The sequence below is a fragment of the Peribacillus sp. NPDC006672 genome, from assembly GCF_050274955.1.
In the GTDB taxonomy this organism is placed as follows: domain Bacteria; phylum Bacillota; class Bacilli; order Bacillales; family DSM-1321; genus Peribacillus.
Window position 1 is genome coordinate 227,429 of record NZ_JBNNOR010000007.1, and the last position, 14,140, is coordinate 241,568.

General features: G+C 38.1%; 13 protein-coding genes and 1 pseudogene. 5 read left to right on the forward strand and 9 right to left on the reverse strand.

From position 1 onward, the window contains the following. Window positions 1-25 precede the first annotated feature (25 nt). The 4 genes from ACQKKK_RS13795 to ACQKKK_RS13810 form a co-directional block, all read right to left on the reverse strand. Window positions 26-802 (reverse strand): YibE/F family protein, encoded by a 777-nt coding sequence (locus ACQKKK_RS13795; RefSeq protein WP_427616699.1) that lies wholly within the window; start codon window positions 800-802, stop codon window positions 26-28. Beyond that, on the reverse strand, window positions 799-1,938 hold the full coding sequence (locus tag ACQKKK_RS13800) for a YibE/F family protein (RefSeq protein WP_427616700.1): 1,140 nt from the start codon (window positions 1,936-1,938) through the stop codon (window positions 799-801). Before ACQKKK_RS13800 ends, ACQKKK_RS13795 begins: the two co-directional genes overlap by 4 nt. Window positions 1,939-2,148: 210 nt before the next feature. Next, entirely contained in the window at window positions 2,149-3,132 is a 984-nt protein-coding gene (locus ACQKKK_RS13805; protein WP_427616701.1) for an alpha-ketoacid dehydrogenase subunit beta, read from the reverse strand. 12 nt (window positions 3,133-3,144) lie between these two features. Further along, window positions 3,145-4,140, reverse strand: coding sequence for a thiamine pyrophosphate-dependent dehydrogenase E1 component subunit alpha (locus tag ACQKKK_RS13810; protein ID WP_427616702.1), 996 nt, complete (start codon window positions 4,138-4,140; stop codon window positions 3,145-3,147). A 602-nt stretch (window positions 4,141-4,742) separates the two neighbouring features. Between ACQKKK_RS13810 and ACQKKK_RS13815 the strand changes: the two genes are divergently transcribed. Genes ACQKKK_RS13815 through ACQKKK_RS13825 form a run of 3 tightly spaced genes read left to right on the forward strand, consistent with a single transcriptional unit; the run spans window position 4,743 to window position 8,778 of the window. After that, a complete protein-coding gene (locus ACQKKK_RS13815; RefSeq protein ID WP_427616703.1) occupies window positions 4,743-5,201 on the forward strand; it encodes a MarR family winged helix-turn-helix transcriptional regulator in 459 nt (152 codons plus the stop codon). Further along, a complete protein-coding gene (locus ACQKKK_RS13820; RefSeq protein WP_427616704.1) occupies window positions 5,198-6,922 on the forward strand; it encodes an ABC transporter ATP-binding protein in 1,725 nt (574 codons plus the stop codon). The genes ACQKKK_RS13815 and ACQKKK_RS13820 overlap by 4 nt, the downstream gene beginning before the upstream one ends. Beyond that, on the forward strand, window positions 6,919-8,778 hold the full coding sequence (locus ACQKKK_RS13825) for an ABC transporter ATP-binding protein (RefSeq protein WP_427616705.1): 1,860 nt from the start codon (window positions 6,919-6,921) through the stop codon (window positions 8,776-8,778). Before ACQKKK_RS13820 ends, ACQKKK_RS13825 begins: the two co-directional genes overlap by 4 nt. 170 nt (window positions 8,779-8,948) lie before the next feature. Here the strand turns inward: ACQKKK_RS13825 and ACQKKK_RS13830 are convergent, their stop codons facing one another. Beyond that, window positions 8,949-9,065, reverse strand: a complete 117-nt coding sequence (locus ACQKKK_RS13830; RefSeq protein WP_427616706.1) for an HU family DNA-binding protein — start codon at window positions 9,063-9,065, stop codon at window positions 8,949-8,951. Between the two features lie 165 nt (window positions 9,066-9,230). After that, window positions 9,231-9,458: a hypothetical protein gene (locus ACQKKK_RS13835; protein ID WP_427616707.1), complete on the reverse strand. Its 228-nt coding sequence runs from the start codon at window positions 9,456-9,458 to the stop codon at window positions 9,231-9,233. Window positions 9,459-9,757: 299 nt separating this feature from the next. Between ACQKKK_RS13835 and ACQKKK_RS13840 the strand changes: the two are divergent. Then, a pseudogene (locus ACQKKK_RS13840) lies at window positions 9,758-9,961 on the forward strand (MFS transporter); the annotation flags it as partial. 260 nt (window positions 9,962-10,221) lie between these two features. Here ACQKKK_RS13840 and ACQKKK_RS13845 read toward each other — a convergent pair. The 3 genes from ACQKKK_RS13845 to ACQKKK_RS13855 are packed head-to-tail and all read right to left on the reverse strand — an operon-like array spanning window position 10,222 to window position 12,583. Next, a complete protein-coding gene (locus ACQKKK_RS13845) occupies window positions 10,222-11,556 on the reverse strand; it encodes a nucleoside recognition domain-containing protein (RefSeq protein ID WP_427616780.1) in 1,335 nt (444 codons plus the stop codon). Window positions 11,557-11,599: 43 nt separating this feature from the next. Beyond that, complete coding sequence (locus ACQKKK_RS13850) at window positions 11,600-12,328, reverse strand: FeoB small GTPase domain-containing protein (protein ID WP_427616708.1); 729 nt, start codon at window positions 12,326-12,328, stop codon at window positions 11,600-11,602. A gap of 3 nt (window positions 12,329-12,331) precedes the next feature. Next, window positions 12,332-12,583, reverse strand: a complete 252-nt coding sequence (locus ACQKKK_RS13855) for a FeoA family protein (protein ID WP_427616709.1) — start codon at window positions 12,581-12,583, stop codon at window positions 12,332-12,334. Between the two features lie 971 nt (window positions 12,584-13,554). Here ACQKKK_RS13855 and ACQKKK_RS13860 point away from each other — a divergent pair. After that, the gene (locus ACQKKK_RS13860) at window positions 13,555-13,989 is read left to right on the forward strand and encodes a GNAT family N-acetyltransferase (RefSeq protein WP_427616710.1); all 435 of its coding nucleotides are present in this window, start codon (window positions 13,555-13,557) and stop codon (window positions 13,987-13,989) included. Window positions 13,990-14,140 lie beyond the last annotated feature (151 nt).

The following is a 14,140-nucleotide window of genomic DNA, read 5'->3' on the forward strand; positions in this document are numbered from 1 at the left end:
CTTATAAGCTTTTTTGCCATGAAACCTATATAACTTTCTCATTATTTTCTCTTGTTTTCACTAAAAAATAAGCAGTAATCAAGGCAGTAATAGGAATTATCAGAGCTACACCTGTTCCAGCACAAAATATAATGATCATTTCAGCACTAAATATTTTTGAATTTACGATTTCTCCAACAGAATAGGATAAATCTTTAAACCATATAAGCAATGCCAAATAGCCTCCAAAGAAGGCAAAAAATAATGTATTCGCATTTGTTCCTAAGATATCCTTCCCAATACTTAATCCAAATGTAAATAAATCTTTCTTGCTAATGGATGGATTGTGATGAAACATTTCCCTCATGGGAGATGAAATGGCCATGGCTGTATCAATAATGGCGCCAATCGTACTCATAATAATCACTGAAGCTCCAATTTTAACAAAATCAACTCCAATATAAAGAGAGAAGATGCCAAGTTCCTCTATTTCTTCTTCACCAAAACCCTGTATCATCGTTTTTTCCGTTACAACGACAATAAAAATGAATAAAATAACAATGGTGATAACAGAAGAAATAAATGCTGTTATAGTTTTTATGTTCACTTCATTTATATAAAATAGATTTATATAACTAATCACAATACATGCAATCAATGTTAAGATAATCGGATTAACATATGGATTTGTCATAATAAATATGGTAAGGAGCAGCACACCAAAGTTGAAGAATAAAGCCATAAATGAACGTGCTCCTTTTTTTCCGCCAATCAGTGTCATCGATATAAATAAAATGGCTGCCAGACACACTAATACATTCATTGTTTTGCCCTCTTTCGATTAATGAAAAAAATAGAAGTATATATACCTATCGGAATCGTTAAGACAATTCCAATACCACCAGCCAGGGCCCGGGTCAATTCCAATGAAAGGTTCATGGAAAGGGTAAACATCAATGGAGAAGCATTCTTTAAATACAAAATAAGCATTGGAATAGAACCACTTACATAGGCAAAAAACAAAATATTTGTCATGGTTCCCATAATATCTTTTCCAATCTCTAATCCTGAAGTTTTAAGTGCTTTAACTGTTATCTGGTTATTTTTTTCATACAACCCAAAAATAGAAGATGAGATGGTAATGGCTACATCCATTACAGCTCCTATAGATCCGATAAATAACCCTGCCATAAAAATCATTTTATAAGGGCGAGTGAGAAATTGCATTTCTTCATATCGAAGGCCTTTTTCGGAAGTAAAATACATAACTAGATAAGTAATAAACAGCGACATAAAAGTTCCCAGCAGGGTCACTACAATAGCTGCATATGTTTTTTCATTAAACCCGTTAGATAGTAAAAGGGAAATGACCGTAAATAGAATAATACATATACTGCTTATCAATAACAAACTAATGCCTGATGTATTCAGATAAACATCTAAAGCATATGATAACAAAACGGCATTAACTGCCATACTAATAATAGAAAACAGCCCTTGCTTTTTGCCAACGATAAGTAACGACAAGATAAAAATCCATGCTACAATCAACACAAATTTATCACGCTTTACGTCTTTTATGGTTCCAGTTAACTCTGAATTTTCTTCTGTCTTCGTATCAATCGAAACAAATAAATCATTTCCAACATGATATTCTTGATCATAAGCTCCGGATGAGGAATATTCATTATTTAAATGAATAAGTTTTCCTTTTTCTTCTCCATTTTGTATTTCGGCTATTATACTCTGGGTAAATAGTCGATCTTCATTTTGATACATATCATTCAATTCAGTTGTATTTTCCAGATTTGTTTTGATGACTTTGGCTATTGGACGTTCATAGAATGAATAATTGTGATGAACAAAGAAAACAGAAGCGACAATACAAAGTGCTATAATGGCGTACAAAGAAATATGCTTGTAACCCATTTTTTTAAATTTGTTTACGATAACTTTCAAAAAAAAACCTCCAAATATCGGGTGGGCAAAAAAACAAGGTAGAGTCAGAATTGACTGACTCCACCCTACCTTACTAGTATTTATTTTTTTTATCTTATCATGAATAAATTTAATTTACGAAATAAAAAAATCACAATTGGTAAATCACGGGAACAAACAAAGCATCCCCCCAGATGGAGGATGCTTTGTTTGTTCTATTTTAAGGTTCGTTCAATAGGCTGCCAGGTCCCGCAGTGCCTTTTCGACTTTTTCAGGATTCACCATGAAGGATTTCTCCAATGATGGGGAATATGGCATCGCTGGAACATCCGGACCCGCCAATCTCATGATTGGGGCATCGAGATCGAAGAGGCAGTTTTCTGCAATAATTGCCGAGACTTCACCAATGATGCTCCCTTCCTTATTATCTTCAGTAATCAATAGGACTTTTCCTGTTTTCGATGCAGCTTCAATAATGGCTTCTTGATCCAATGGATAAACGGTTCGCAGATCAAGTATATGAACAGATATGCCATCACTGGCAAGTCTTTCAGCTGCCTGGAGCGCAAAGTGAACACAAAGGCCGTAAGTAATTACGGTAACGTCCTCGCCGTCACGTTTTACATCCGCCTTACCAATGGGTAAAACATAATCATCAGTCGGCACTTCTTCTTTAATAAGGCGATAAGCACGTTTATGTTCAAAGAAAAGGACTGGGTCCTCATCACGAATTGCCGCTTTTAATAACCCTTTCACGTCGTAGGGAGTAGATGGCATGACAATTTTAAGTCCCGGTTGATTGGCAAAAATGGCTTCAACAGATTGTGAATGGTATAACGCACCATGTACTCCCCCGCCGTATGGAGCCCTGATGACGATAGGGCATTGCCAGTCATTATTGGAACGATAACGAATTTTTGCAGCTTCTGAAATGATTTGGTTAATCGCAGGCATGATAAAGTCAGCAAATTGCATTTCTGCAATCGGCCTCATCCCATACATGGCCGCGCCAATGCCCACTCCTGCGATTGCCGATTCCGCAAGCGGAGTATCAATGACCCGCTGTTCCCCGAATTGTTCGTATAAACCTGATGTCGCTTTAAAAACGCCGCCTTTTTTCCCTACGTCCTCCCCTAAGACAAATACACGGGAATCACGTTCCATTTCTTCTCGCATAGCCATTATCACGGCATCTATATAAGATATCACTGCCATCTTCTTTCCTCCTTACTTATCTGCATAAACGTATTTTGAAAGCGTGTCTTCATTTGCAAATGGAGCATTTTCCGCATAATCAGTCGCTTCGTTCACAACTGCCATTATTTCCTCGTTCATTTGTTTCTCCAATTGATCATCCATGATCCCTGTCGCTTTTAAATAGGCACCGAATGTAATGATTGAATCTATTTTTTTTGCCTCCGATACTTCTTCAGGCGACCTGTATTGACTATCATCATCGTCGCTTGAGTGGGGAGTCAGCCGGTATGAAACCGTTTCAATTAAACTTGGTCCTTCACCACGCCTTCCCCTCTCAGCCGCTTCTTTCACCACTCGGTATACTTCGATCGGATCATTTCCATCAACCGTCACCCCTGGCATGCCATAACCAATAGCCCGATCTGATACTTTTTTACACGCTAACTGTTTTTCAATCGGAATGGAAATTGCATACTGATTATTCTCGCACATCAAGATAACCGGAAGTTTATGTACACCTGCAAAATTCGCTCCTTCATGGAAATCACCTTGGTTTGATGACCCTTCTCCAAATGTAACGAATGAAACGATATCTTTTCCTTCCATTTTTGCAGCGAGTGCAATCCCCACTGCATGCGGCACTTGAGTGGTAACTGGCGAAGATCCCGTTACGATGCGATTCTTTTTTTGCCCAAAATGCCCAGGCATTTGACGTCCGCCTGAATTCGGATCTTCCGCTTTTGCAAAACTGGATAACATTAAATCTCTGGCGGTCATCCCAAATGCAAGCACTACCCCAAGATCCCGATAATAGGGAAGGATATAATCCTTTTCACGATTTAATGCAAACGCAGCACCCACTTGAGCTGCTTCTTGTCCTTGACAAGAAACGACGAATGGAATTTTTCCAGATCTGTTCAACAGCCACATCCGTTCATCTATACGTCTTGCCAACAACATCACTTTATACATCTCTAGCACATTTTCATCACTCAGACCTGCCTGCAGATGACGGTTTTCAACCATATGTCATCATCCCTCCTAATAATCAGAACATTTTTCTTTTAAAACCCAAATGCTGGTCCTCATACTGGCACCCTTATCAAACGGGAGTGCTGTATCACGAAACATTATTCTTTCTCTTTAGCTGCCTCTTTGTCTAAATTCGGTTATGTTATCTCTAAGAAAGATAAATCTCCATTATGTAAACATGCTTTCTATTTAAACACCCATTCATTCTCATTTACATTATCATCTAGTGTTATTACCTGGTACTAATTCAATTCAATATTATCCTAACACTTTTTAGCTCATATTTTCAACTAATTTCACTTTGTTAAACAGATCAATTTTCTTGTCGAGTGAATTAAGATCATGAAAAAATGTGTTGTTTTATTGCGATAACTAAAATGAATTTCCTAAACATTTCAGACTTTGCCTGAAGTACAAAGCCTATTTTTTATGTACGAACCAAAGTCAAGAAAAACACCGGAATGATGAAATCGTTTTTTGTTGACTATGCTGAAAAATAGATGTAAATTAAAATAGTTCAAAAAAGTAAATGTTCAGTTTGGAACAGTTCGAAAAAGAAAGAATGGTGATGTTTAGTGGAGAATGAAAAACAAATAATGCGATCAGTACAACTATTGCGTTCATTTTCGAATGTGCAGAAAAATATCATGCGATTCGTTCAAAAGACAGCGGCAGAAAATGGTTTAACAGTTCCGCAATATTCCATTTTGATGACCATTTCCCCTCATAAGGAGATCACTCAAAAAATAGTTGGGGAGAAAACGTTTCTTCCAAAAAGCACACTGAGTCAAGCGGTCGATGGCCTTGTTCGGGGAGGCATGCTCCAACGAGAGCATGTGGAGGGCAACCGGCGTGAGATTCAGCTGTCAATCACCGAAAAGGGAAAAAACTCCTTAAAAATGATTCATTTTCAAGAAGGCAGTATCCACCAAATATTTCAATCGGCGATTGAATTGCTTTCTGAAGAACAGTTTGAAGAGTTGCTTGAAACGCATCTTCTAATTACAAACTTTTTAGAAGCTCAAGCAACAGAACAAGGAGAGTGTACAAAATGATAAAAATACTGAAAAATTTATCCGTTTATAAGTGGATTATTTCAGCAGTTATCGGTCTGGTTTTTATTCAATCGATGTCGGACCTCTTTTTACCTACACTCATGGCGGATATTATTGACAAAGGCGTCGTTCGAGGTGACACTCCTTACATTTGGAAAATCGGTGGTTTGATGCTGCTAGTTTCAGCACTTGGCGCTTGTGCTTCCATAATCGCAAGCTACTATTCGTCCAAAGCGGCAATGGGAATGGGACGGGATCTCCGGCTGAGAGTCTTTAATCATGTAGAAAAATTTTCGTTACAAGAATTTGACGAAGTCGGTACCGCGTCATTGATTACACGGACTACCAATGATATAACACAAGTCCAGCAAGTGGTTATCATGATGCTTCGTATGGTAATCAGTGCACCCATCATGTTAATCGGGGGAGTGATCATGGCAGTATCCATGGATGCAAAATTATCCCTTGTCATTGTCGTCACTATGCCTTTGTTGATTGGTTCGATCCTGCTTATTCTATACAAAGGTGTACCTCTTTTTCAAAAGGTTCAAAAACGATTAGACCGGTTAAACCTTGTATTACGAGAAAATTTAACGGGAATTCGCGTCATTCGTGCCTTCAATCGTGAAACCCAAGAAAAAGAACGTCTTAAGAAAGCAAATAAAGAATTGACAGATGTCTCGATTAAGGTCAATAAAATCATGGCGTTCATGATGCCTGTAATGATGCTTGTCATGAACTTGACGGTTGTTGGTATCATTTGGTTCGGTGGAGTTCGTATTGATAACGGCGGTATGCAGATCGGGGACTTAATGGCCTTTATCCAATATGTGATGCAAATTATGTTCGCACTTGTTATGGCTTCCATGATGTTCGTTATGGTTCCACGTGCGGCTGTGTCAGCAACGCGGATAAACGAAGTCCTTGACATGAAACCTTCATTCTTAGATGAAGGGACAGAAAAGGCAGATCGTGAACACGGTACACTTGAATTTGAACATGTGACGTTCAATTACCCAGGGGCAGAAGAACCTGCATTATCGGATATCAGTTTTTCTGCAAGACCTGGTGAAATCACCGCAATAATCGGCGGAACTGGTTCAGGGAAAACGACGCTCGTCAATTTGATCCCTCGCTTCTATGATACTTCAAGTGGAACAATTCGTGTCAATGGTGTTGATATTCGTCATTCATCTCAAGATGAAGTTCGTTCAAAAATTGGCTTTGTACCACAAAAGGCTGTCCTCTTTACAGGTACCATTGCTGAAAACATTCGCTTTGGAAAACAAACCGCCACACAAGATGAAATTGAGCATGCAGCCCGTATCGCGCAAGCTGAAGATTTTATCAATAACATGAAAGACGGCTATCATGCAGAAATCGAACAAGGAGGCTCAAATCTATCAGGAGGGCAAAAGCAACGGCTTTCGATTGCACGGGCACTTATTAGAAAACCTGATATTTATATATTTGATGATAGTTTTTCTGCACTAGACTTCAAGACAGACGCCAACCTCCGTGCAGCCCTGAAAGATGAAACGAAAAATGCGACGGTACTACTCGTTGCACAGCGTGTCAGTACGGTCGTAGACGCTGACCGAATCATTGTGTTGGACAAAGGACACATTGCAGGTATGGGAACACATCAAGAATTGCTAAATACAAACGACATATACCGTGAAATCGCCTTATCACAGCTCTCAGAGGAGGAAATTGCATGAGTAATCAAAAAAAACCTCAAAGCGGCGGCAAGATGGGGCATGGTCCTGGTGGCGGTAACATGATGATGATGGGTCAAAAAGCAAAAGATTTTAAAGGAACACTAAGACGCCTCTTATCCTATTTAAAACCGCGGCGCAATAAATTGATTGCCGTGTTCTTCGCTGCAATCATGAGTACGATTTTCATGATTGTCGGACCAAAAATCATGGGAACGGCGATTACGGAATTATTCGAAGGAGCTTACGGGAAATTTCAAGGAATACCTGGAGCAGCTATTAATTTTGATAAAATTGGCCAGATTCTTCTACTACTTGCTGGACTGTATGTCTTAAGCAGCCTTTTCAACTATGTGCAACAATACATTATGTCCAGTGTTGCACAAGAAACGGTATATGATCTACGGGAAGATGTTAATAAAAAGCTCGAGAAACTTCCTCTCAAATATTTTGAAGGACGCCCAAACGGGGAAACACTTAGCCGAATGACAAATGATATTGATACAATAGGGAGCACCCTTCAACAAAGCTTAACGCAGTTCATCACATCAATCGTCACGATTTTGGGGATTATCATCATGATGCTTTCCATTAGCCCGTTATTGACATTAATCTCGATTGTCAGCTTACCTTTGTCAATATTTGCAATCCGGCCTATTTTAAAAAGATCCCAAAAACATTTTGCCGATCAACAGCGTACACTTGGACAATTAAATGGGCACATTGAAGAGATGTATACTGGCCATCAAGTCGTTAAAGCATTCGGACATGAAAAAAAGGCAAGTGCCCAGTTTACTAAGGTTAATGAAGAATTGTATAAAGCGGGAAGAAAGGCACAGTTTATTTCTGGTATCATCATGCCCATGATGTTTTTTATCGGAAATTTGAGCTATGTCCTCATCAGCGTTGTCGGCGGAATATTGGTAACGCAACGTTCGATCTCAATTGGTGATATTCAAGCATTCATCACATATTCAAAGCAGTTCACCCAGCCGATCACACAAACAGCCAACATCGCAAACATTATTCAGTCGACGGTTGCAGCAGCTGAGCGTGTCTTTGAGCTACTTGATGAAGAAGAGGAAGTGAAAGAAAAAACCACAGCTAATATAAAGAGAGCAAATGGTGCTGTCACTTTTGAACATGTAGACTTTGGATATGGGGAAGAAATGTTAATTAAAGATATGAACATCGATGTCTCGTCTGGACAGACGGTCGCCATTGTTGGACCGACTGGTGCTGGAAAAACGACTATGATAAATCTCTTGATGAGATTTTATGAACTCAATGGCGGAAAGATTAAAATTGATGGTCTTGATACACGGAATATGTCCCGGAATGACCTCCGTAAGAACTTTGGGATGGTGCTTCAAGATACCTGGCTCTTTAATGGCACGATTAAGGACAATATCGCTTATGGAAAAAATGGAGCAACAGATGAAGAAATTTTTACAGCTGCTCGTACGGCACATGCCGATCATTTCATTCGGACACTGCCAGATGGTTATGAGACAGTTTTGAACGAAGAAGCTTCGAACATCTCACAAGGACAAAAGCAGCTTTTGACAATCGCACGAGCTGTTCTTGCAGATCCACCAATCATGATATTGGATGAAGCGACGTCGAGTGTGGACACTCGGACCGAAGTCTTTATCCAAAAGGCGATGAACCGACTAATGGAAGGACGGACTAGCTTTGTCATTGCCCATCGTCTCTCAACGATTAAGGATGCAGATTTGATTCTAGTTATGGATCAAGGAAAAGTGATTGAGCAAGGAACGCATTCAGAACTATTAGAAGTAAATGGTTTCTACGCAGATCTTTACAATAGTCAGTTTACTGAAAATGTAGCTGGATAATGAATCGAGTATGAGGAGGCGCCTAGCGCCTAGCCTCTGACCTCTCACACCACCGTACAAAAACTTACTTAAAGAAAAAAATACTCTGGAGAATATCTCATCCCCAGAGTATTTTTTTTACGCTATACAACTATTAATTTTTATATAACCGCCTCTATTCCTTACCTGGTTTAAAAGCAGGAAACGGAAGCAGCAATTTGTATTTCTCCTCCTGTATGTGGGTTTCTAGTTCGATCTGCTCGGTCGCACACTTCAAATGTACCAAATCTAATCAAATTAGAGCTCATAAAAGTAAGGACCTCAAGATCTATTACACTATCTTGGTTCCAGAAAGCTTACCATGCACGTTAGCACTATGAACTTTGTTATGGCCTTGCACCAATTACTGTGGTCCAACCGCTACATACCTTCGAATTCTATAATAATGTATATTCTCTATTCCTTCAAAAATTTCAAGCTTGGATTTTTCCATTAATGACAACACACTTCCCATTTGTAGGTTGCTTTATCATCCTTCCATCCTTGATGTATACAGTGTAAGTATTATTGACTTTAGCATCTAATCTTGCTATGTCTCCCGTTCTTGCTATGATATTTTTGACAGCTTCCCTCTTCAGATTATCCATAACTTTCTTTTTCCATTGTTCCCGTTTGTTTTTTTGCTTATTTTCATCAACCATCAGGATCCCATCCTTTTTGTTTGATTTATGTTTTCTCCCTGATATTAGAGTATTATATTTTTATTATATTGTTACCCTTATGCTTTTCCTTATTAATTCTTTTTGGATTCTTTTTTTGTTTTAAAACAAAACAGGTTACGGTAAAATTAGTGAATGATTCAGGTACAAGCTTTTTAGCAAGAAATAATCAACGATAACTAAGCATGGGTTTTCCTCGTAAAAATGTTTTTATGGTATGATAGTTAGATTGTTTATCTACCCTCTGACAGATTCACATTGATCTAAGAAAAGAGGTATTTATTCACGCCACAGAATTATCCAAGCGACATTGGCTACTCATCTTAAAACACTTACTTTATTAACATTTGTTCTCGGGACAAGCGAATTTGTTATCATCGGGATCTTAACCGATATTTCCTCGAGTCTCCATATGACAAATCCCAAAAGTAGGTACACTCGTTTCTGCGTTTGCGATTACGTTTGCCATTGCCACACCACTCGTATCAATTTACGAAATAAAAAAACACAATTGGTAAATTACGAGGTTTTCCCAAAAAGAAAGAGTGTGTTTTGAAAAAAGTTTGATCATTTTTATGTTCCTTGTTCCATTAAAGCGCCTTATTATGGAATATCAGTTTCTTTATGTTGGCTGCACTTTTATTAATGACAAATCCCCATTACTTTAACAAGAAACTCATTATTAAGTGATTATCATATCTCCTTGAATATATAAATTCTATTATGGTAGCTAGTCTCTTTGTATTTATACCCAACCCATTGCTTTGACAAAGGTAGCCACTAAGAATGTTACCGTAATAGCAATTACAGTAGGAATAGCAAAGGACATGAACGTCCATTTCTTGCTTTTTGTTTCTTTATAAATATTAACAAGAGTCGTTCCACAAGGGTAATGAAGTAATGAAAATAGCATCATGTTCAAGGCAGTTAACCAGGTCCATCCGTGGCTAACAAATACTTCTTTAAGTTCGGTTAAATCATCAAGCTCTAACATCGCGCCTTGGGACAAATAGGCCATAATTAAGATTGGAATGACAATTTCGTTGGCTGGCAACCCAAGGATAAAGGCTGCCATGATGAAACCATCCATGCCAAGTGCTTGCCCAAAAGGATCTAAAAAGTTAACGAAATACATGAGAATACTTGTATCACCGATATAAATATTGGCTACGATCCAAGTTAATATTGAAGCTGGTGCTGCGACGATTACAGCTCTTTTTAAAACATACCAAGATTTATCGATACTTACGCGTAATACCGTATTCCAGATTTTCGGTCGACGATACGGTGGTAACTCAAGTGTATAATGAGTCGGCACTCCTTTTAGCGCTGTTTTTGATAGCACCCAAGAAACAGTAAGCGTCACGACAATCCCGACTAACACCATTGACATTACGACAAATGCTGTGACAAGGGGAGCCATACCGCCAGTATATCCAACTGCCATAAAGAGAGAAGCTAACAAAATAAGCGTCGGCCAACGACCATTGCATGGAACAAAGTTATTAGTCAAAATCGCAAGCATCCGTTCTCTTGGAGATTCAATGATTCTCGTTGACATAATGGCAGCTGCGTTACAACCGAATCCCATTGCCATCGTTATTGATTGCTTACCATGACCTCCTGCTTTCTTAAAGAGACGATCCATATTAAAAGCAATGCGTGGTAGATAACCGTAGTTCTCCAATAAAGCAAATGCTGGAAAGAAAATGGCCATCGGAGGAAGCATTACGCTAATAACCCACCCTGTACCTCTAAAGAAACCGAGAACTAGGACACCATGTAGCCAATCTGGTGCACTCATAGCATTAAAGAGCAAGGTTAATTGTCCTTCCATCCATGCAAATCCCTGTGCAAGCATACTTGAAGGGACATTCGCTCCAGCAATTGTCAGATAGAATACAGCGCCAAGCATAGCAAGCATAATCGGAAATCCCCAAATGGGTGAAGTTAAAACTTTGTCTACCTTTTCTGAATGAATTCTTTCTTTATTTTTATAATTTACGACTTCTTTGCATATTCCTCTACTTGTTGTATATATGTTTTCAACAATTTCATCTCGAAGGTTATCACTCGCCATGCCTTTAGCATAGTTGAATAAATAGACAAGAGACTCCTCTCCCTCAAATGGTTGCTTTGATTGAGACATTATTAAATCCTCCTTTCCTTTTTTTCTTTTTTTGTAAGTAGGTATTTAACGAGTTGAGAATCCTTTCATCACCATCTAATAAACGCAAAGAGATCCAACGAACTGGAAATTCATCCCCGATCATTTGTCTTACCTTCGGAGCAAGCTCTTCAATTTTTGCTTCAATATCATCTGAATAGGTCATGCGATATGGATTTGTCGGTACATTTCCTTTTGCCATTTCATGGACTATATCTAACAATTCCTTGATTCCTGTTTTATTTCTTGCCGAAACTTTCACTACCGGAGTACCAAGCTTTTTACTAATCATCTCACTATTTATCTTAATTCCTTTTTTCTGGGCTTCATCCATTAAGTTCAAACAAACAACGACGTGGTCTGTCATCTCCATTACTTGAAGAGCTAAATTCATATTCCGTTCTAATGACGTTGCATCTAGAACGACAAGCGTCACATCTGGCTTATCAAAAATAATGTAATCACGGGCTACTTCTTCATCTACGGAATTGGAATAAAGAGAATAAGTACCAGGTAAATCTACAATGGTGTACTCAGTATCATTATGAGTAAACTCCCCCTCTGCGCGGATAACCGTTTTACCAGGCCAGTTTCCGGTGTGCTGGCGTAACCCTGTCAACAAATTAAACAATGTGCTTTTCCCAGTATTCGGGTTCCCCGCAAGAGCAATTCTGTAAACGCTCATCTCTTATGCACCTCCTAATTTCTCTACATGAATCTTAGAACTTTCTTCCTTTCGTAATGCAATAGTTGTGTCACTTACTCGAAATGCCATTGGATCTCCAAGTGGACTTCTTTGGATTACTGTAATTTCAGATCCCTTTACAAATCCAAGATCCAATAATCTTCTTCTCATGGTCCCTTCTAATGATAATGATTTTATAAGAACGTGATCTCCTGGTTTACAATCTGACAGTCGCAACATTTTTACATCGGACATGTTTCATTCCCCTAACAAAATTTATTTCCTTGAAGATAAAAAGTTTACTTTGCGCAACTTTATTATAATCTTATTCCTTATCTCCTTAAAATGTCAACAGAAAAACATGTTTTGAAAAAAAAATCGATCAAAACCGCCCAAACCGCCCTTAATATATTCAAACATTCTTTTATTACAAAAGTTTAATCACTTCTCTGATCTTCACTCAATAAAAGCCCGGTTGTTGAATAAGAAAAACGGTGTAGTGACATCAAGGTGTATTCTTACGTGATCAACTGTCTTGATTCTCATCTTAAAGTTTTTTTATTTTACGTTTTCACTGAGAGCATATGCTCATTTCAAAAATAAGTTGTTTAAGAAACGGTAGAATGCCGGTTACGAAATAATTTTTAAACAACTTTATTGTAGATTAAACAACCTATTTTAAAACAAGGCTGTTTTCGCATACTTTGTTGCTATTTACCAAGTAGTGCGGTGTGGTTGATTTCCCCTCCAGATGCTCGCTTTCCGCGGGGCGGGCGGTGAGCCTCCTCGGCGTAAACGCCTGTGGGGTCTCACCTGTCCCGCTGCTCCCGCAGGAGTCTCGCACTTCCGCTCCAATCAACCTTAAATAGTTTCGTTTTAAAAACAACAATCTTTACGAAAAGAGCCTAAAACAAAAAAGACTGAAGGAAATTATATATAATTGTTAAATTCCAAAATTGAACAAGCCATAAAAAAATGAAGACAAACTCGATTTTCATCGAGTTTGTCTTCATTCTGAAATGGGGATCGCTCATTAGGTCCCCATTTTTTATCGTACTTGTAATTTCAGCAATCATGTCTGTTTCACCTTTATTATTAGGATATAACCTTCATTCAAAAAGCCACTGACTTTTTGTTGTATTTAATAATTTCATTTAAACTATAAAAGTGATATACATTTAATAGACTTGTCTTATTAAATAAATCTAGAAAAGGGATGAAGACCATTGGATTCTAAGAGAATAACTACAGAAAATGATTTAAAAATTGCCTTTCATATCAGAAAAGAAGTATTTGTCGAGGAACAAGGTTTCCAATTAGAAAGTGAATTTGATGAATTTGATACACTTAATGCTCTTTGTGAACACATATTAGTTTATTATAATGAAAAACCGGTCGGAACTGGAAGGTTAAGAGTTGTTGATGGTTTAGGTAAATTGGAGAGAATTTGTATCTTAGAGTCTTACCGTAAATTTGGTCTTGGAAAAATAATAATAAAAACGTTAGAAGAAATGGCAAAAGAAAAGGGATTATCCCTGGTTAAATTACATGGTCAAACACAGGCTGAGGGTTTTTATAAAAAACTCGGCTATCAAACTTCATCCGATATCTTTATGGAAGATGGCGGTCCACATCTTTTAATGATAAAAGAAGTGTGTTAAATGTGAGTAATTTTTCATCAAGGAAATAGGCTTATCATATTCGGGTTTCCTTAAGGTGGTAAATCCACGTATTTCTGGTTCACCCCATGCCCATCAAACTAAGGAACCGTAATAACTTCAAGCCCTTTATAACACGGGAAATGTTATAAAG